Here is a 19,784-nt window from a genome sequence, read left to right on the forward strand (position 1 = left end):
AATGATTCAATTGAGTTTAGATTATGTGTTAAAAGCCGTTATTTCCAGGCTATTTCCCTGGTCAAGTGTGTTTGCACTTTTTCTAACCATGCAATGCGCCTTGGCCAGCGGACTTTCTCCCTACTCCACAAAAGAGTTGGAGGAACTGGAACATCAATTTATTCAATTGATTAACCAATCAGACAGTGTAGAACGCAATCCATTAGCCAATCAATTCATTAATCATATAGGAAAAAAACTCGCATCTCATGGAAAAATCAAAACGCCTTATTTTTTTATTGTAAAATCCAGAGAAATCAATGCGTTCGCAGGACCAGGGGGTTACATAGGAATTAATTCACAACTCATCTTAACTACCCAGAATGAAAGCGAGTTGGCTGCGGTAATGGCTCATGAAATTGCTCACGTTCGTTTGCATCATCTTTACAGTATGATTGAGCACCAGAAGCAGATGAGAGTTCCCATGTTAGCGTCTATGCTAGCCTCTGCGGCCCTTGGTGTTTTAAATCCGACGGCAGGAATGGGAGCCATGATGGCATCACTTTCAGGATTTTCACAAGACAATATTAATTTTACCCGCTCTAAAGAAAAAGAAGCAGACAGAATAGGTATAGACATGTTAATTAAAGCCGGTTTTGACCCTCGTGGCATGGCCGCTTTTTTCCAAAAAATGCAGGAAAATTCCCGTTATTATTATTCTGCTGATGTTCCTGCAATTCTCCGCACTCACCCCATAGACGCAGATCGTATCGCTGAGGCAGAAAACCGAACCGCCCGTCTGGAAAATAAAAAACATGATGACTCAATGGATTATTCTTTATTTAAAGAACTGATTCGTGTTTCCGTAACACCGCAAAGCAAGCAAATACTGGACTATTATGAGCATGATTGCCACAAGAAAAACAACGCCATAGCCTGTCAGTACGGATATGTCCTTGCTCTTTTAAACGCTAATCACTTTGCAAAGGCCGCTGATCGTATCAAGCCTCTTATCGATAAGCATGCAGATAATTTGTATTTTCAAATAGCACTAGCTCAGGCTGAACTGGGATTATCCCAATATAAAACGGCCATCAACCGCCTTGCAGAAGCTCAAAAAAACTATCCCGATAATTATGCTGCGTTAATGGCTTACGCTCAAGGCTTACTTTCAGCCAATCAAGCAGAAAAAGCAACGAGCGTACTGCTTAAAGGCAGCAGAATTTATAAAAACGATTTACCCTTATGTCGGGAGTTAGCTCGAGCTCAAGCTGAATCGCATCAAAAAAATTACGCTTATTTTACCCAATCGCAATGTTTGTTACTTGAAGGGCAACACAGAGCAGCCGTAGCTCAATTAAAAGTGGCACGTAGTTTGTCTAAAAAGGATCCCTATCTGTCCGCTCGCATTGAAGCTAAAATTGATGAAATAAAATTCATGACCGAAAACTAAACATCCCACAAATCCATCCCTTGCATGCGAGTCGCCAAATTACTGAGACTTGACGCCATGACCTAATTTACATGGACATGGCATATTTTTATGTGGTACAGCTATGTTTACATATAGACTTTATATAGTTAATAGTCTATATTTAGACTATTGTTCAGACCCAAGGTGCTGTGATGATTCCTAATAACACATCCCCCGTATTAGCCAAAGAGCATATTGCAACAGCCTTTAAAGTAGTTTTAAATATTTTTGCCAAGTGGCATTGCTCTACAGATGAAGCACTGATTCTATTGGGCTTAAAGCGCTCTACCTGGTTCAAATATAAAAATGCACCAGATCGTGCTTCATTTAGTCATGATATTACCGAACGTATTTCCTACATCTTAAACATTCATGCGGCATTAAGAATATTATTTTCCGATCCGGATTCGGTGTATCAATGGGTAAGAAAACCCAATACAGCACCATTTTTTAATGGACGTTCCGCTATGGACATCATGTTACAAGGGCGAGTTGTCGATTTATGGGCTGTAGCCAGCAGGCTTAATGCAGAACGAGGTGGTAAATCCTGATGATTTCCCTGGATTTATTTGCAAAATCAACCTTTGACAGACAACGCTGCTACCGTATTATTCCCTCTCAATTTCCGCCCATTCATTTATTTGAAGACGTTGCTGATCCCGAAGAGTTCGAGGCTTTATTTGCAGTGCAAATGCTGACTAATCCTCGCATTCAGGAAGAAATAGGCTTACTGGAACGAGTACCTGCAGATCAAAGGCTTTATGGTGTTCCAGGTTGCGGTTATGTTATGGCCGCTTTTACGCACATTAATCCCGATGGAAGCAGATTTTCAAATGGTGACTACGGCATTTACTATGCCGCAGATTCACTATCAACCGCAATTGCAGAAACCGTATACCATAAAGAACAATTCCTCTCATATACCAAAGAACCACCTCAGGAATTGGCTATGCGAAGCTTGATAGCAGAATTCAGCGCCGATTTATTTAACTTAACGCTACTGAATAAAACGGATAATCCATTGTATTCTCCGGTAGATTATTCGCAAAGCCAGGTTTTTGGTTCACAAATCAAAGAACATCGGGAAGACGGTATTGTATATCACTCCATACGCTCAGATGGAACGAACTTTGCGCTTTTTAAACCAAGCTCCATTCATCATTGCCAACAAGGCGCACATTTTAGTTATGTGTGGAACGGCTCTCAAATCAGTACTGTCTATCAAAAAGTAGTAGAAAGTGATTACAAAAAACAATAGTTATTCACCACAGACCCTAATCAAGATCGAATTTTTTTAATTTGTATCTCAACGTACGAAAACTCACGCCTAACAAACGAGCGGCAGCGGTTCGATTCCACTTTGTTTTATTAAGCGCATCCAGTATCAATTCTTTTTCCTGTTCTTGCAGAAACCCGGTTAAATTTGATGATGCGGTTCCCGCAGGGGTCAGTGTGCTTGATGGCAATTTCGGTATGTGCAAGTCACCGGGTTGAATGACCTCGCCTTCACTCATCGCCATAGCGCGTTCCAGGATATTTTCTAACTCTCTGACATTTCCAGGAAAGTGATAACTTTGCAGTAAATTAAAACAGTCATTACTCAGCATAACAGGTGATCTTTTTTGATTTTTTGCCAATTTTTTCAATATCGCTTTCGCTAATTCAGGAATGTCTGAAAGTCGCTCAGCCAAGGAGGGCACCCTTAACTCAATAACATTGACACGATAATACAAATCTTGCCTGAATGTACCCGCATTTATTTCATCCAGCAGGTTTTTATGACTGGCACTGAGTATGCGGACATCTACCGGAATTTCATACAATTCACCAATAGGTTTTATCGCTTTTTCCTGAATTGCACGTAATAACTTAACTTGCATAACCAGTGGAAGCTCTGCAATTTCATCGAGAAACAAAGTACCGCCATGAGCGGCAACAAATAACCCTTTTTTATCGGATGTAGCCCCCGTAAAACTCCCTTTGGCATGGCCAAAAAACTCTGATTCCATTAATTCAGCAGGTATGGCACCGCAATTCACAGGAATAAAGGGGTTATCTCTTCTCGGGCCATTAGCGTGAATCAGTTGGGCAACCAATTCTTTTCCTACACCCGAGTCCCCCTGAATAAAAACGGGCGCCTGGCTTCTTGCCAGTTTATGAATACTTTCTTTCAATTGATTCATCACTGGGCTATTACCTACCAAAGTCTCATCTTCGGGGCTTATTTGCGTACTCTGCGTTGCCAGTGCTGTTTTGACAAGATCCTTTAACATCATCAAATCTATAGGTTTGGATACATAATCAAAAGCGCCAGCTTTGAGGGTATTCACAGCACCTTCAACATTTCCATAAGCCGTAATGACTGCGACGGGTATCTGCGGCTTAAATTTTTGAATAAATTTAACCAGTTCAATACCATCACCATCGGGTAAGCGCATATCGGTAAGCACCATAGAATAATGATTCTGTTTTATGGCTTCCATCCCCTCTTTAAAATTAGAGGCAGTATCGCAAAGCAAGCCCATGCGCAATAAGGTGAGCGTTAATAACTCCCGAATATCCGGCTCATCATCAATGACCAAAACGGTGTTTTTTGTCATATTAATAGTTCTTCCGATGAATTTAACGTTATGGCAAAACAACTTCCTTTAGTTGATTTCATCAACTCTAAGCGAGCTTGATTCATTTCACATAAATCTCTGGCGAGAAACAAACCCATGCCGGTACCTGTGCGTAAGGTAGAAAAAAACGGCTCAAAGATATTTTCTCTGTTCTCAGCAGCAACACCACATCCCGAATCACTTACCGTTATCATAATTTTGTTCGCTAAACATTTTACAGCAATAATAATATTCACCTGGCCATCTTCATCACGCCCATGCTGCATGGCATTATCACAAAGTATGACTAATATTTGTTCCAGTTGACTCGTATCAAATACACATGAAATACTTCTGTTTTTGGGCGCTTTAATCGTTAGATTGCATTGATTGCTTTGACAAAAAGTATGTTTAAACTGTTCTAAAAAATTCACTATTTCATTAACTTGAGGATGAGATTGTTGACGACGAGTCAATTGCAACACGTTTTTAATAACACCATTCATTCGCTGGCAATTGTTCATAATCATTTGTTTCAAACGAGAATCTTCTTCATTTAGCACATGATTGTCGCCGAGCAATTGTGCTGCATGAGCTATAGCCCCCAGGGGATTTCGTAACTCGTGCGCAATACTTGCTGAAAATCGCCCCAAAGCGGCCAGTTTGAGCTGTTGTGCCTGTTGACCAATATATGTCATGTCTTCAAGGAGGATAAGCACTTCGGGATTATTGGCAACATCAGTTGAAAAAAAATGAACTCTCAAATACGGTTTTTCGATTATAGTTTGTGCAATCCCCTCATTTATTTTATTTTTTACTAAAAATTGATCGAACTTTCCAGCAAGTTGTTCCGAAAGTTGATGCAAGGATCCTGGCGTATTTTTTTTGGTAAGATTAAAAAACTGCCGTGCAGCGGAGTTGATTAATTTAATATGCTTTGCCCCATCGACATAAACAACGCCTGAATGCAGTCTTTCGACAATGTATTCATTAATGCGCTGCATACTGGCCAACTCATAGCTGCGGTGGCGAGCCAAATACTCCGATTGTCTGACCCAATTCGAAAGATACCAGGCGGTAATCGCTGTAGCAAAAAATCCGGCACCGTAAATTCCACTATAAAAAAAAGTACTTAAGTCTCTTTGGTTATCCAGTATAAACTTTAATATATTGCCGCATAACAGCAAACAACTGGCAAGGGCAGCAAAAAAAATCGCCAATCGTCCTGGAACCAGTATGCTGAGTGCCGCAATGGTGACATTTAATAAAATTCCATAACCAGAATCCATATTTCCGATAATGCTCAACATGATGGAAATAGCAATAACATCCACTGTTCCTGCTAAAAACACCTGCTTATCAAAGCTCAGAAGCCTTTGATACCCAATAACTAAAAAAATTAAAGCAAAAAAGAAATAAAGAATAAGAGTGGTGTAAAATAAGGGAGAATGTAATTTGTAAATGAAACTGAAAAAATACATCCCCAGCAGTAAAATAACGCTTAAAAGTCTATAAACATGATAAACCAGTAAAATTCGCCATTGTCTGTCTTCTGGATTATGGAGAGAACGAACAGGCATTGCACTGATCCGATTAATGATTGATATTCATTTTATTATAGAAACATAAATTTAGATTTTGCGATAGAGCCTAGGCATCAATACTTCCATAAGGTGTAATAAACCCAAATTTTTTCCGCATCTTTAGAACCACTCTCTCGAGCCTTGGCTATCCAGTACTTTGCTTTGGCCATATCACGCTTTACTCCTTTTCCATCGGCATAAAGCAACCCAAGATTAATTTGTGCCAGAGCCAGATTTTGTTCTGCGGCTTTGGTATACCAGTAAATGGCTTTTTTGACATTAGCCTTCACGCCCTCCCCATTCATGTAAATCACGCCCAGATTATTTTGCGCCAAAGGCTCTCCCTGGTCTGCCGCTTTTTGATACCAGTAAATCGCCTGGGTGTTGTCTTTTTTAACACCAAGCCCGTTCGTATACATGACCGCAAGATTGTGTTGCCCCAAGGGCAGACCTTGTTCAGCAGCTTTTTTATACCAGAAAACCGCTTCCTCATAGTTTACTGCTACTCCTTGCCCTTTCATGTACATCAAACCCAGATTATTTTGTGCTTCGGCATCACCTTGGGCTGCCGCTTTACTAAACCAGGTTAATGCCTTTTGATAATCCTGATAATCTCCACTGATGGAATAAATAATACCAAGATTATTCTGCGCAACCACATCACCTTGTGCAGCGGCCTTTTCAAACCAGAGGACAGCCTGTGCCGTATTTTTTTTAACGCCCTTACCCTGCATGTACAATACAGCAAGATTGTACTGTCCATCAGAATTTCCTTGATCAGCAGCTTTTTTGTACCAGATAAACGCTTGTTGCATATCCTTGGCAACCCCATAGCCGTATTCGTAGACAGTCCCCAGGTTATTCTGACCCAAAGCAGATCCCTGAGCTGCGGCTTTTTTTAACCAGATAATCGCTTGCTGATTGTCTTTTGGAACCCCAAGCCCTTTCAAATACAATAAACCCAGATTATTCTGCGCATCTGCATTGCCCTGCTCTGCTGCCTTTTGATACCAATATGCCGCTTTTTTAAAATCTTGTACTAATTCGGCCCCCGTCTCATATTGAATAGCCAGCTCAAGCTGAGATTGAACATCTCCCTGGAGGGCTTTATCTTGAATAGTTAACTGACCCTGAGGATTTCTGTGCACATCATAATCCAGAGCCCAGCCAGATAATGAGGCCATAAATAATCCCAAAAGGGGTAAAAAAAAGCGTTTCATAGTAGCTCCCACACCGATTGTTCAATTATAGCACAACACGAGGGGGCAATTTTGAAAATGAAAGATCAAGGGAGAACAGGTTCTTGATATACATCAAGACATCTGCTATATCCTTCATAAGCTTATCTTTAAAAAAATGAGCATGAAACACTTGAATCTTAATTTACTGCGTGCTCTTTATGCTCTTCTTAGTTGCAGAAACGTAACCCTTGCCAGTAAACAAATAGGCATTAGTCAATCTGCTATGAGCATTTCATTAAAACAATTAAGAACCTTTTATAACGATCCCCTCCTGGTACCGGGACAACATAACATCATGCAACTAACCCCTTTAGCTCTTTCTTTAGTCGAGCCAACCCGTATTGCCATATCCCAAATTAACGCTGTATTTTCAATTCATCAGTCTTTTAAAGCAGCAACAGATACCCGAACTTTTCACATTGGTATGTCCGATCTGATTTCTTATGTATTAGCGCCAATCCTGATTGATAAAATTCAACAATTGGCGCCTTACCTAAAACTTCGCTTCATTCACCCAAATTATTCAGCTTCTGCGGATGTGTTTGAATCCGGTGAACTGGATGTAATGATAGGTATGTTTGAAAATGTTCCGGGAAGCCTTAAGCAACAAGTATTATTTTATGATGAAGTGGTGATAGTCGGATGTAAGAATCATCCGGCGTTTGCACATGGCATAATAAATATAGATGACCTACTAAACTACCCCCTGATCCAGCCCTCATTAAGTGATGTCCCATTCCATAACCACTTTGACCATTATTTAAGTAAAAAGGGGGAAGCACAACGAGTATCCGTCTGCACCGATCATGGACTGATTCCACTAATAGCGTTGCCAGGAACCAATTACCTGACTATGACACTTCGTTCGGCAGCAGAACGATTAAACACATTTACCGAGTTAAGCATAGCACCATCCCCCTTTCTAACAGAGATGTACAGCTGTTATCAATATTGGCACCCTAAAGACAACGAGGATCAGGCTCACCAATGGTTGCGCACATTAATAAAAGATGCAGCCAAAGAAACAAAACTCTCAAAAATTACTGACGAAAATTAAAATACGCCTCTAACCGATGCAAGATGTAGTAATCGGCTATCCCTTCCATTAAACTTTAAAGTCGCTCTTATGATTTTTATAACCCAATCAATGAATACACGACTGTCAAAGCAATCAACGTATTGCTGTAAAAAAAGAACCATTGGTTTATGGATATTATTTGCCCTGCTCAATACATGCAGTTTGAACGCAAAAACATCCAACACCATTCCCCTCTTGCAAATACCTCAATTACCTCAAGGAGCATTCTGGATAGATAACCATTGGCGCAACAATCCCCAAACAACCCAGGAAAAACCTTTTCGGTGGAGAAGCCCTCAGGCTTCTCGCGCTAATGACCTCACGAAGCAATCTGGAATCAATACTAAAGGCTTGGAACGTTTATTTATCTCGGGCAGCGCCATTCCTACATTAAACAATATGACCTGGCTTAAAAAAAATTACGGGGGTACACATCAGGTAAATATCATCGATCTAAGACAAGAAACTCATCTGTACCTCAATGGATTACCCATCAGCATTTTCTATAAAAAAGATCAAATTAACTGGGGTAAAACATTTACGAAAATAAAAAAAGAGGAACAAGACTGGCTTAACTACCTCTCCAGACAAAATACTCTTTTAATCAATATACTGGGGAGACCTGTATCCGGTTTTAAAGTTCCTGTTAGCCCTGAATCCATAGCCATTAAAAACATTCATACCGAACAAGAAACCGCACAGCTTGCCGAAATTAATTATTATAGAATTCCAGTACCAGACTACCATCCACCATCTCCAGAACACGTTGATTTATTTCTTTCTCTGTTAAAAAAACTACCCAAACAAGCATGGCTTCATTACCATTGTGCCGCAGGTAAAGGCAGAACGACTACATTCATGGTCATGCATGATATTTTAGTCAACGGTGCAGAAGTAAGCCTGAATGACATTATTATCAGGCAACAGCGTATGGGGGGAATTAATTTATTAACTTCTAAAGATACTCTGTCCGAACAACCCTGGAAACGTGAATACCATCTAGCTCGAGTTGATTTTATTAATTTATTTTACACTTATGTCACGCAAGGAATTTATCCTAATCAAGAGTTTAGTGAATGGATTCGCAACCAACCTGAAGGGTCTTATACATTACTGCTCAAGACTGATGCTTATCCAAAAAAAAGACCACTTCAGAACGCAAAGAGGCTCTCAAAACAAGAGAAGTGATTTGGGCTTGAACAACCTATTTACCCATCTTTTCTTTAATTTCCTCAAGCTCTTTAATTTTATAAGACAACTTATTTTGATTGTCCTTTTATTCCCAAGCGACTATTTCTAATTCTTTTTGCGTTTGCTCTAAGAAAAAATCGATAAATTTCAGGGATATTCTTGTTTATTTGTGCTAAATTTTACAAAAAGGGATTTATTATTGCAAACCAAGAGAAGGACCTAATGGAACATTCATTTGTGTTTAATGAAACCACTTTGAAACGAATACCTCAATTCCTGGTCTTGATTATTATTCTGTTGTTAGGGCTACCCTACCTGGGTTTGTATTTTGGATTAGATTTTGGCACCATTTCTCATCGATTAAATGAAACAACAGAATCTAACTCGTTTATAATCGAATCACAAATCAGAGGTTATTTCAGGCAAACATTATTACAATGGTCTGGATTCTCTCTTGCGGCAGTGACCGTATTGTTGGCATTTACTCAATACAGACTCAGCCGTGATAAAGTTGCTCTAATTATTGGATTGGCGATTTTATTCTCGGGTTCAACAGAAGCGCTGCATACGCTGATGATTGATGGTTTATCCCTTGAATTTCAACAAAAAAAGAATTTAGATGCTTTAATATGGATTTTTTCCAACAGTATCAGCGGACTAATACTGTCTTTAGGATTGATCATACTGATTGCGTCCAATCGCAAGCATAATGTCCGTTTTACTACATTTATTCTGCTGACCACGTTATTAGTTTTATCAGCCATAACGCTTATTTATTATGCAACTGGTGTGATTAAACTCCCACAAATGTGGTACTCTGATTTTATCCTATCAAGACCTTATGAACTCATTTCAGTATTAATCTATTTAGTACTCATGATCTTTATCTACCCTAAAGCCTACAAAGCGTATCCAACAATTTTGGTTAATTGCATTTTTTATATGGCCCTTACTCAAATTGTAACTTCGTTATACATGATGCTTTTATCCAGCTCACCTTATGACAGTGGGTATAACATTGCTTATGTGTTAAAACTGGTTAATTATTTTATTCCTTGCACCTGTTTGGTAATTAATTATGTTTTTTCTTATACTGCCGTTTTAAAGGCGCAAAAAAGATTAAAAATCAAACAAAACGAATTGGCTTATATTGCGTCCCATGACTCATTAACCAACTTGTATAACAGGCGTGAATTTGAAATGTTGCTGGAGAAGTCCATTGCAACTGCCGCAAGAATGCGCCGATCTATAGCCTTGTTATTGATCGATCTTGATAACTTTAAAGCCACCAATGATGCATTCGGACATGTTCATGGAGATGAACTTTTAAGGCAATTTGCCAAAAGATTGGTTTTGTTGACCCGTAAGGGGGATATTATATCCAGAGTAGGCGGTGACGAATTTACTCTAATATCCCCCAATTTAAATACTCCATCCTGCGCTCGTCAGCTGGCTGAGCGCATATTAAGCGAACTAAAAAACCCCTATCCCATTAACGGTAAATTAATTACGGTAACCGTCAGTATAGGCATGTCTATTTTTCCCGATGACAGCACCAATGCAAAAGATTTACTGATTAAAGCTGATCTGGCTATGTATAAAGCGAAAAAGAGTGGGAGGAACACTTATCAGTTTTATACACAGCAACTCAGTTATCAGCAACACAGAGAATCAGAAATTGAAGCCCATTTGCGTAAAGCGATCCAAAATGACGAATTTGAGCTAAATTATCAGCCTAAATTTAATCTGCTCACTATGGAAATTACGGGAGCCGAAATTCTTTTGCGTTGGCACAATGAGACTTTAGGGGAAGTTTCTCCAGAGGAATTTATTCCCGTTGCAGAAGCCACGGGCTTAATCATTGATTTGGGAATGTGGATTTTAAAGAAAACTGCCGAACAAATCAGAGCATGGCAGCTGCATTATCCCAACAATATTTCATTTTCTATCAATATTTCACCTATTCAGTTAGCTAATAAACAATTTATCAAACATCTTAAAAATACATTGCAAGACAACAGTGCGTTACTGGAATCCCTTGAGCTGGAAATTACGGAAAATGTTTTGATGGAAGACCATGAAGAGGTTTTTGGAGTTCTCAAAGGTATCTCGAATTTAGGCGTAAAAATCTCTCTTGATGATTTTGGTAAAGGATACTCCTCGCTAAGTCGGCTAAAAAAACTTCCCATAAACACATTAAAAATCGATAAAGATTTTATCAGTGACATACACCATGAAGAAGACAAAATAATATTGGTGGATATTATGATCAATTTAGCTCAGGAACTGGGAATGAGTATCGTCGCTGAGGGGATAGAAACCCCCCATCAATTAAACTACCTTGTCGCAAAAAAATGCCATTTGGGACAAGGTTTTCTTTTAAGTAAGCCACTAACAGCCCAGGAATTTGAGGAATTTGCCTTCGCACCTACTCGTGAAAAAAGCTCTCTTGCAGAATAATTCTGAAACAGATGCCTCCAAAACTAGAGGCATCACTGTTTGGCCAGGTGCTAGTCTCGAAAATTTTCAAATTGCAATGGCAGCTCTATATCTGATTTCTTTAATAATGCTATAGTATCCTGCAGATCATCGCGTTTTTTTCCCGTAACCCTGATTTTTTCACCTTGGATAGACGCTTGAACTTTAGCCTTGCTGTCTTTGATGTATTTAATGATTTCTTTAGCTGCCGGCTGATCTATTCCCTGTTTAAACGTCATATTCAAGGAATAAAATTTACCAATGTGAACCGGTTTCTCTTCCATATCAACCCCGGCAGTAGTCAGATTACGTTTGGTACAATGATTACGAAACAGATCTTCTAACTGACGCACCTGAAATTCGGATTCTGAGCGCAAGGTCACCGTCAGCTCTTTAAGTTCTATCGTCGCCTCAACTCCCCGAAAATCAAACCGGGTTCCCACTTCCCGAGTTGCGTTTTCAACTGCATTACGTAACTCAACTTCATTTATTTCAGAAACTATATCAAACGATGGCATAGATAACCCATAAAAATCAAAAATCCTAATGTAACAAAAAACCCGAGACTGGGAAAGGCTGATACTCACCCCCTTGGGAAAAAGTGCGAACTTAATGTTCAACTAAAGAACTGTTGCTAATTAAACAAAAGAATGTTATCAAATTAACTGGTACAAAAATAACCTGATTGGTTATGAATATTAGTACCGGGCAGTAAACACACCTATCATAAACCAGGCAATATCCTAAGGATTATTTGCTTTCTCAAGGAGTGAGAAGTATGGGGAAGGAAAAGAAAGAACACATGACGTCATACCGACCGATTTCTGATAAATCACGATTTTGGTTCCATTCTGAATATTGTTACACCGAAGAAGAATTAGCGTTTCGTGAATGGGTTATAACCCTTCGTGCCAAATCCGGCATTCATCCGGATTATTTAAGCAACCCTGGGTCATGGTTTGCGGATAACGAGCAAGCATTAGTGAATCATTATGAACATGCGTGGTTTTATTCCGATACTTATAAACCCAGGCAGGTATTAACTCGTGATGATTTTCATGTTCAACCCATTGACAGTCAGAGACTGCAATGGCCTGCCTTATATGATTTAATGCAAAATACAGGAGATTACCTTCTGATAAGAAACAGGGAATTAAGCGCAGAACACTTAAACCAGCCTATGAATTTTGTGCTTTTAGATGTTAACCATATTTTAAAAGGGTTAAGCCAAAATACTAACATCCAGCAAGTTCAGGAACAATTGGAAGCTTTGACTCATTATTTAATAACCATTGAAAAAAACATTTCCCCCCTTGAAGGTTCCGATCGTTTATTTTTAGCCAATTTTCGCAGAGTAATAGACAGTAAAATACATCCTCATTTAACTCATCTGGTTGAATCACAACTGCTCAAAGAACGTCTTGGCGAATTATTAAAAACCATAAAAAAACTCTCAACAGACAGAAACAGAATTTTACATTTTGCCTTAAACATCAATCCCGTGAATCCTCACCCCTATGATTTTACTCTGGAGCAAATTGCGGATATTCGGGCATATCCCACTCAGGCAGCAAAAAACTGCGCAACAACATCTACCGAATTGATGGTTGATGCACCACCAGTACTGCAATTGACCATGGAACAATTAAAAAGCTGTCCTCACTTCCATTTAATTGCCATGGATGAACGCATTTTAAATCACTATGCCAACGCCATTTCAGATTTGGATGAGTTAGACCGATTCCAAAAGGTAGTGGCTCAAATCATGGATTTGTTGGGACAGGCCGGCGAGGTCTATACCATTCATCAGTTTAAAGAACAAATGCTGACGCTACTCACTCAAATTGATGTATTTATAGATGAATCAACAGTGCCTATTGATGCAATCCTGCAAGAAAATACTCAGGCCTATCACAAAGCCATACAACAAGAACAGGATCTAACCGTATGGAAACGAATGTTTACCACTGAGAAGATAAAACTGCAAAACTTTAGAAAAAATCACGATACTTTATCTCAATTTCCATCCAGAAGTTCGGATTTGGTTAAAACAAACAAAGTGCTTAAAGGGCAGGTAAATCAGGTCATAAGCCACTTAAGCTCCTCCCAGATTAAGGACATCTCATTTGCAGCGCTCACAGGAAAAGCACAAGAACTCGATAAATTGATGGGTTCCATGCATCAATGGGTAAAAAATCAACACACCAAACAAGGGAAAATAGCACCCTCTGCCCCAGAGCCCCTAGCCATTGCCTCTACATCAGTAATACCGCAATTGGAGGCAGTAGCTGCATTACCCCCATCGCCCTCATTGCCATTTGCACTCTACGAATCATCATCTGCATGGGATAAAGCGCTTTGTGATGCAAACACACCCAATTGCACGACAAACTCTTGCCCTCCTGACCATTCTGCAAATGCGATGTTTTATATAGGGCTGTTTTCATTGCTTCCTCTGAGCATTTTTGTATTGGTTTTTTTCTATGAATGGAATAAAGAAAAAACATCGCCCCTATCTGCTCAGGGGAGTGAAAAAGAATTCAATAACATCAAAACAGTTGTTGATGATTTATTGGCACAAATGAACTGCTTGATACCCGATGCTGATGACGACCAGGCCGATGCTTATGAGCTGTGTTTAGAGGAATACAAGCAATTATGCGATGCCGCTGATCAAGGAAGCTATAATTGCCAAAGTCTGAACGAATTGCATGAGAATTTGCAACACATTGAGCAACAATTACACTCACTCTCAGAAGAGGATGAATACGAACCTGCTTTATTAGTCATTTAATACTTCTAATACTTCCAGGAAGACGGTAGGGATGAGTTAATAACTAAAAATACTAACCCATCCCAATTTAAGGTTTGTTTAAAATACATCCACCAAGACTATTGGCACCTCATTGCGCTATCGGGCTCTTCATCTGAACTGTCAGGATTTGGTGTAATGCGAGAACGCTCAGTCGATTGTTTAAAATAAGTGAATTGATAACCTGTCTTTTGTGTTGAATCGGCTGCTATTAACTCGACGCGTTCTTCTTTATCACATGAAATAATTTCTTCATCAGAGTCATCAGTAGACATATCCTCATCCAGAAGACTGGTTAACGTTCTATAAAGCGCATTTAATTTAAACCCAAACAACGTAGGATATTTACTGTATTGGATGATCTGATTCAATAAATTGGTTTGTTGTTGCAAAATTTCAAGATAAGCGAGTTTGTTCAGTGGCGTATCTTGCGCTAAACCTTTAGCTATTGCCTCACACTTTTTGTACTGACTCTCCAAATTTTTACAAACCGTGTCTTGAAATACCCTTAAAAAACCAATCAAATTTTGTCTTGAATCAATTGCCAGTTGCAAAAACTCCTGAGCATTTTTTTTGCAATCCAAAGTAATCAACTCTTTTTTAAGGGTGATTTCTGCTAAATTCGGACGACCAACAGGCATATCATTTGCATCAAAGTACACATGCAACCTGTATTCAATTCCTTCCTTTTGCATTAAAGCAGTATAATGATACTGGCTTTTTGCATCTAATGCGCTAAGTGGACGCTCATAAACGCTCAAATGATGTTCGGTCACTCTATATCCCGAAAGACTGGAGATTGGTGCTGGTGATAATGGAAACAAAAAATAACCTGCGCCAGACTTATGTACCTGCGCCAACAGGGTGATATCAGTTGGCTTTTTGACGTATGAAAATCTGCTCCTGTCACGAATCAGATTATAAAGAGCATTTTTTGACATTTTGATTACCAATAGACTGCAAGGCAAAAAATTATACTTTAAGAAATTAAATCGATCAATAAAACCGTTTCAAAAATAAAAATCGTCATTCGGCGAAACAACTCAAATTCCAAAGAAAATTGGAATTTGAGTTAGCGAATGAAACGCATCGGCTTTCGGTGAACCCATCAATAGGCTAAAGATGATGTTACTTTGGGTGATAAAAAGTCCATTAATCGTTCCAGTTTGTCGCCTATGATCATGGGTACTCTTGTATGGGATATGCTGTCACAAGAGCTGGAAGACGCACCGTCACCTACAGAAGAACCAACTGAAGGTTGCCAGGTATTGTCGATAACGATATCAGAAGACGTCATGTGATGCGCAACAAAAGAGAAAAAGCACTGGATTTGATTCAGTCTCATCGCCTTGATATGCTCGGGCGTTTTTCTTCTTACGAGACGGTCTCTGTCTGCTTTTCTCGTGTAATTATCGTTTAATTGTTGAGATTGTAAATAAATACTTAATCGTTCCGTATCCCTTAGAAGACCAAGTTTGTATTCTGCGGCAAAAATTCCTTCAACAATAATGACATCACAAGCCAGAAACTCAACTTCACCACCACTCACTCTATCACTGATTGTCATATCATAGGTAGGTCTTGCAATCGTTTTCCCAGATTCGAGCATTGTTAAATGTTCGGTGATCAATTTCTGTTCCAATGCTTCTGGAATATCAAAATTTTTTGGTTTTGACGGATCCAGTTCAGACTTGGGTAGGTAATAATGATCCAGACTCAAAGTCGCAACGGTCAGTCCTAGCCTTCCAACAATTTGTTCAATTTCATCGCAAACCGTTGATTTCCCAGAACCCGTTGCGCCGGTTACAAAAATAAATTTAGACACCACATCCCCTTTTGAACTAAAAATGGGCATTATATTGATGATAAAATAAATTACAACAGATCATTGTTTATCTTGGAAAAAAGAATTTATTGCCCGCATAGAGCAGTAAATTATTCGAGTCATTTACAAAACAGCTCATTTGACTCTCTCGAAGGATTGGTCGCTATCGCTTAGTGTTTGAGGCAATTTTGAGGACTAAAATATGAGTTTATCGATTAGGGTAAAAGTGAACCTGATTACCCTTTTGGGTATACAATGAATTCATAATTAGCCCTTAGCCAACGCTACTCTAATGGCGTATCATTGAATCTTATATATTTGACATAAGGAATGGATGCATGCAAAGAAACAACAAACACTTTTTTATACAGAGAATACTGGCTATCTTGTGGTTAGCACTCATAATGACAACCGCTTGTGCAGGGACTCCATTGTGGACCTTTGAGCCACTGACGGCCACCGCCATTGCCGTGCCTGTCAATGGTACCGCTATGGTGCAATATCGAGTAACCAATCAATCCAGCAAGTCACATACCCTAATCATGCAGCCCATTCTGGGCATTACGCAAATCACCACGGGACTCAATGTGTGCGGTAATCCTTTTGTGCTGTCAGGCAAGGGCTCCTCCTGCATTCTGTCTTTACAGATAAACGGCAGTCAGTTAAACAGTCCGGTTACGGATGGTCCCGTGGTTTGCCAACAAGGGAACCAGAATCGGTGTTATCGACCCGGTAGCACCAATATTTTGCACATTACCCGTAGCCTCGCAACTGGCGCTACGATTACGGTGAATCCGTCTGCCTTAAATTTTATTGCGGGAAATAATGGATTGGTCACTGTAACCAACAGTATGGGCTCGCCAGAACCGGCAAACAATGTGGTTGCAAGCATTCCAGGAGGCAGCAACATCAGCGTACAGAGCACGACCTGTGGTGCGGTTCTGGCGATTGGGGCAAGCTGCACGATCACCTTTGCTGCCCCAGCAGTGGAAGGCCCAACTAACATTGACATCAGCGGCAGCAACACCAATACCGCAACTGTTCCAGTGACCGTCACGCCCGTACCAATCGCCACCATCAGTGTCAATCCGACCACATTACTGTTTGCTCAAAATTCAACAGGCGACGTCACCGTGACCAATAATGCAGGCTCTCCAGTTGCAGCAGAGAATGTGGTTGCCACCATTCCAGGAGGCAGCAACATTAGCGTGCAAAGCACGACCTGTGGCGCAAGTCTTGCGATTGGGGCAAGTTGTACCATTACCTTTGCCTCAGGAACCCAAGAAGGGCCAACGACTATTCCCATCGCCGGAGACAATACCAACACGGTGAATGTCGATGTGACGGTGACCAGTCAGCCACAGATAAGCATCACAAACCCTGTACTGCAAAACCGGGTCGTTACGGTCTCTTCAATAACACCGTTGTCATTGGAAATCACTAACAATGCAGGCAGTGTCGTGAATGCAAATGCCATTACAGTCAGCAATAAGGCAGCCTGCCCTAATCTGTCCGTTGACGACAGCAATTGCACCAGTGTGGCACCTGGAGCCAGTTGCACACTGGAACTGACTTCCAACTCCCCTTACGCACCGTGCACGATTACCGTCAGCGGCAGCAACACTGCTAACAGCCCCACAACCTTAATTGCCTTCTCTCATCTGGGAGGATTAGTGTTTCAAGAAAACGCAGGCAGTGGCAAGGTGGTCATTGATGCGGCGCAAGGTTTTAATAGCCAATGGACAAGTGGTTTATTAATTATAGCTGGCGCAGCAAGCTTTGATAATGGGGTTGCCAATACCAATGCTATTGTCGTTAATACATCTTGTTCAAATGATACCAATAATTGTGCGGCCCAACGTTGCCGAAACATCAGTGCTGACTGGTATCTTCCTGCAAGAAATGAGCTTTCTGCAGTCCGTAGCGCATTGTGTCCTAATGGTGCAATTCCCTGTAACTTTGGCGGGTTTTCGTCCTCACTCTATTGGAGTTCGACGGACTTCCAAAACGGCGGCGCCGCACGGGTCCTGGAATTCCCGACGGGCATAGCCGGCATCTCCAATAAGAACAATGTGAGGCCTGTTCGGTGTCTCCGGGCTTTTACCCCTTAGCCCCTTTATCCCTTTTCTTTTGAGGCAGCGAAGCTGCCTCATGATTTCTTTAAAGACGTAAGGTATAACGCAACGTCATAGTCAAGCTTTTTAAACAGGAAATGTTCCAATCGTCTTATTATAGGCTTCCTGGGCATCTGATAAAGATAACTTTGAGTAAATTTGAAGTGAATGCATTAAATTAATATCTATCGATTATTTTATGAACAGAGCATTTCGCAACACCGACGGGTTAGTCTCTGTCGCGAAATGTTTGGGGTGCGTTTGATGGATAAAAATCGAATGAATTTTTTGATTTTCAATCATTAATAAAGTAACATAATTTGGAATAGTTTTTCAATATTAAAATAACATATTAGGATGCTGGTACAGGGAATGAACTATTTACTAGATATCAAACAAGACTTGCTCATAACGTCCAATGAATGGACCATTGCCAGCAATCAGCAATCAGCACTAGATTTTCCATTGTCTATTCCCCTTACATTTTATGGTGTTTCTTTCCTTTACCCAAGGACTTGTCTCATCTCTTTGCTCGGTTTTTATCCCATGCTACGCGTTCGTGCATTCACTCCCATATTATGCCAATCGATTGCCGCTGACTGCTTACAAGCTCACTTAATGACTCGTTTTTACTTTGCAAGGAGCACTTATGAAGTATCGTTTATTTCTTTCTATCACTGCTGCCGGTGTGTTGGGAAGTACAGCCTTTGCAGGCACCATGGGGCCTGTTATGTCTTCCAAAGACTGGACCTGGGTTGGTGCGTTTGCCGCAGAACCGGTCTGGGCAAGAGGTGGTGAGACGCAGACTTTTTATTTGGCTCCAGAGATTGAAAAGACTTATGCGGCGAGAATTTCCACGAATGCTCTGGCTTCTGGAGAGCTGTTTGTTGGTATACAAAAACCATTGACTTCTCAATGGTTGGGGCAATTGGGATTGGCAGCCGCCACGACTGCTAATGCCGAGCTTCAGGGTGTGATATGGGATGATGCCGGCCCTCAATTTGATAATTACAGCTACCAATACAAAGTACGAAACACTCGCATAGCGCTAAAAGGCAAACTGTTGCTTGATAAAGGCTACTGGGTCATGCCCTGGGTGAGCGCAAGCCTTGGTATTGGCTTTAACCGTGCGCATAATTTTACGAATACGCCTTTGATTTTTGAAGCCTTACCCAATTCCAACTTTACAAACCACACAAAAACCGCCTTCACCTACACGCTGGGTGCTGGGGTGCAAAAATCCATCAGCGAGCATTGGCAATTGGGGGTTGGTTATGAGTTTGCCGATTGGGGTAAAAGCGAACTGGGTCGTGCAGTGGGGCAGACCATGAATTCAGGATTGACGCTCAATCACCTCTACACCAATGGGGTTTTGTTTAATCTGACGTACATCGCATAAGGATAATGGT

The 19,784-nt window shown here is 40.4% G+C and carries 15 protein-coding genes; 9 read left to right on the plus strand and 6 right to left on the minus strand.

What is annotated here, in order from left to right; all coding sequences use genetic code 11:
* The first annotated feature begins 88 nt into the window (after positions 1-88).
* The 3 genes from Lwor_RS09785 to Lwor_RS09795 all read left to right on the plus strand — a co-directional run bounded on the left by Lwor_RS09785 (position 89) and on the right by Lwor_RS09795 (position 2,711).
* A complete protein-coding gene (locus tag Lwor_RS09785; RefSeq protein ID WP_415582839.1) occupies positions 89-1,432 on the plus strand; it encodes a M48 family metalloprotease in 1,344 nt (447 codons plus the stop codon).
* Between the two features lie 173 nt (positions 1,433-1,605).
* Positions 1,606-2,004 (plus strand): MbcA/ParS/Xre antitoxin family protein, encoded by a 399-nt coding sequence (locus tag Lwor_RS09790; RefSeq protein ID WP_058493707.1) that lies wholly within the window; start codon positions 1,606-1,608, stop codon positions 2,002-2,004.
* Positions 2,004-2,711 carry an RES family NAD+ phosphorylase gene (locus Lwor_RS09795; RefSeq protein WP_058493708.1) on the plus strand — a complete coding sequence of 236 codons (708 nt, stop codon included), beginning with the start codon at positions 2,004-2,006 and terminating at the stop codon, positions 2,709-2,711. The genes Lwor_RS09790 and Lwor_RS09795 overlap by 1 nt, the downstream gene beginning before the upstream one ends.
* Positions 2,712-2,727: 16 nt before the next feature.
* On the opposite strand, the gene Lwor_RS09800 is transcribed toward Lwor_RS09795, so the two are convergent.
* From Lwor_RS09800 to Lwor_RS09810, 3 genes are all read right to left on the minus strand, one after another.
* Positions 2,728-4,053, minus strand: a complete 1,326-nt coding sequence (locus Lwor_RS09800; RefSeq protein WP_058493709.1) for a sigma-54-dependent transcriptional regulator — start codon at positions 4,051-4,053, stop codon at positions 2,728-2,730.
* Positions 4,050-5,633 (minus strand): sensor histidine kinase, encoded by a 1,584-nt coding sequence (locus Lwor_RS09805; protein ID WP_058493710.1) that lies wholly within the window; start codon positions 5,631-5,633, stop codon positions 4,050-4,052. The genes Lwor_RS09800 and Lwor_RS09805 overlap by 4 nt, the downstream gene beginning before the upstream one ends.
* A gap of 77 nt (positions 5,634-5,710) precedes the next feature.
* Positions 5,711-6,856 carry an SEL1-like repeat protein gene (locus Lwor_RS09810; RefSeq protein WP_058493711.1) on the minus strand — a complete coding sequence of 382 codons (1,146 nt, stop codon included), beginning with the start codon at positions 6,854-6,856 and terminating at the stop codon, positions 5,711-5,713.
* A 142-nt stretch (positions 6,857-6,998) separates the two neighbouring features.
* Here Lwor_RS09810 and Lwor_RS09815 point away from each other — a divergent pair, with 142 nt between their 5' ends.
* From Lwor_RS09815 to Lwor_RS09825, 3 genes are all read left to right on the plus strand, one after another.
* The gene (locus Lwor_RS09815; RefSeq protein WP_058493712.1) at positions 6,999-7,934 is read left to right on the plus strand and encodes a LysR family transcriptional regulator; all 936 of its coding nucleotides are present in this window, start codon (positions 6,999-7,001) and stop codon (positions 7,932-7,934) included.
* 69 nt (positions 7,935-8,003) lie between these two features.
* Positions 8,004-9,143 (plus strand): fused DSP-PTPase phosphatase/NAD kinase-like protein, encoded by a 1,140-nt coding sequence (locus Lwor_RS09820; protein ID WP_058493713.1) that lies wholly within the window; start codon positions 8,004-8,006, stop codon positions 9,141-9,143.
* A gap of 225 nt (positions 9,144-9,368) precedes the next feature.
* The gene (locus Lwor_RS09825) at positions 9,369-11,606 is read left to right on the plus strand and encodes a putative bifunctional diguanylate cyclase/phosphodiesterase (protein ID WP_058493714.1); all 2,238 of its coding nucleotides are present in this window, start codon (positions 9,369-9,371) and stop codon (positions 11,604-11,606) included.
* A gap of 50 nt (positions 11,607-11,656) precedes the next feature.
* Here the strand turns inward: Lwor_RS09825 and Lwor_RS09830 are convergent, their stop codons facing one another.
* Positions 11,657-12,142, minus strand: coding sequence for a YajQ family cyclic di-GMP-binding protein (locus tag Lwor_RS09830; protein ID WP_058493715.1), 486 nt, complete (start codon positions 12,140-12,142; stop codon positions 11,657-11,659).
* Positions 12,143-12,402: 260 nt separating this feature from the next.
* Between Lwor_RS09830 and Lwor_RS09835 the strand changes: the two genes are divergently transcribed.
* A complete protein-coding gene (locus Lwor_RS09835) occupies positions 12,403-14,418 on the plus strand; it encodes a hypothetical protein (protein ID WP_058493716.1) in 2,016 nt (671 codons plus the stop codon).
* A 98-nt stretch (positions 14,419-14,516) separates the two neighbouring features.
* Here the strand turns inward: Lwor_RS09835 and Lwor_RS09840 are convergent, their stop codons facing one another.
* Complete coding sequence (locus tag Lwor_RS09840) at positions 14,517-15,377, minus strand: hypothetical protein (RefSeq protein WP_058493717.1); 861 nt, start codon at positions 15,375-15,377, stop codon at positions 14,517-14,519.
* 167 nt (positions 15,378-15,544) lie between these two features.
* A complete protein-coding gene (locus Lwor_RS09845; RefSeq protein WP_083501620.1) occupies positions 15,545-16,261 on the minus strand; it encodes a nucleoside/nucleotide kinase family protein in 717 nt (238 codons plus the stop codon).
* A 338-nt stretch (positions 16,262-16,599) separates the two neighbouring features.
* On the opposite strand from Lwor_RS09845, the gene Lwor_RS14130 reads away from it, so the two are divergent.
* Together Lwor_RS14130 and Lwor_RS09855 are read left to right on the plus strand one after the other, a co-directional pair.
* On the plus strand, positions 16,600-18,372 hold the full coding sequence (locus Lwor_RS14130; protein ID WP_058493719.1) for an Lcl C-terminal domain-containing protein: 1,773 nt from the start codon (positions 16,600-16,602) through the stop codon (positions 18,370-18,372).
* A 652-nt stretch (positions 18,373-19,024) separates the two neighbouring features.
* The gene (locus Lwor_RS09855; protein WP_058493720.1) at positions 19,025-19,774 is read left to right on the plus strand and encodes an outer membrane protein; all 750 of its coding nucleotides are present in this window, start codon (positions 19,025-19,027) and stop codon (positions 19,772-19,774) included.
* Positions 19,775-19,784 lie beyond the last annotated feature (10 nt).

Source organism: Legionella worsleiensis (assembly GCF_001467535.1).
Classification (GTDB): Bacteria; Pseudomonadota; Gammaproteobacteria; order Legionellales; family Legionellaceae; genus Legionella; species Legionella worsleiensis.

Bases quoted from the DNA above. Each gene is read 5' to 3' on its own strand.
- Lwor_RS09785 (WP_415582839.1), top strand. From the start codon at position 89: ATGCAATGCGCCTTGGCCAGCGGACTTTCTCCCTACTCCACAAAAGAG.
- Lwor_RS09790 (WP_058493707.1), top strand. From the start codon at position 1,606: ATGATTCCTAATAACACATCCCCCGTATTAGCCAAAGAGCATATTGCA.
- Lwor_RS09795 (WP_058493708.1), top strand. From the start codon at position 2,004: ATGATTTCCCTGGATTTATTTGCAAAATCAACCTTTGACAGACAACGC.
- Lwor_RS09800 (WP_058493709.1), bottom strand. From the start codon at position 4,053: ATGACAAAAAACACCGTTTTGGTCATTGATGATGAGCCGGATATTCGG.
- Lwor_RS09805 (WP_058493710.1), bottom strand. From the start codon at position 5,633: ATGCCTGTTCGTTCTCTCCATAATCCAGAAGACAGACAATGGCGAATT.
- Lwor_RS09810 (WP_058493711.1), bottom strand. From the start codon at position 6,856: ATGAAACGCTTTTTTTTACCCCTTTTGGGATTATTTATGGCCTCATTA.
- Lwor_RS09815 (WP_058493712.1), top strand. From the start codon at position 6,999: ATGAAACACTTGAATCTTAATTTACTGCGTGCTCTTTATGCTCTTCTT.
- Lwor_RS09820 (WP_058493713.1), top strand. From the start codon at position 8,004: ATGATTTTTATAACCCAATCAATGAATACACGACTGTCAAAGCAATCA.
- Lwor_RS09825 (WP_058493714.1), top strand. From the start codon at position 9,369: ATGGAACATTCATTTGTGTTTAATGAAACCACTTTGAAACGAATACCT.
- Lwor_RS09830 (WP_058493715.1), bottom strand. From the start codon at position 12,142: ATGCCATCGTTTGATATAGTTTCTGAAATAAATGAAGTTGAGTTACGT.
- Lwor_RS09835 (WP_058493716.1), top strand. From the start codon at position 12,403: ATGGGGAAGGAAAAGAAAGAACACATGACGTCATACCGACCGATTTCT.
- Lwor_RS09840 (WP_058493717.1), bottom strand. From the start codon at position 15,377: ATGTCAAAAAATGCTCTTTATAATCTGATTCGTGACAGGAGCAGATTT.
- Lwor_RS14130 (WP_058493719.1), top strand. From the start codon at position 16,600: ATGCAAAGAAACAACAAACACTTTTTTATACAGAGAATACTGGCTATC.
- Lwor_RS09855 (WP_058493720.1), top strand. From the start codon at position 19,025: ATGAAGTATCGTTTATTTCTTTCTATCACTGCTGCCGGTGTGTTGGGA.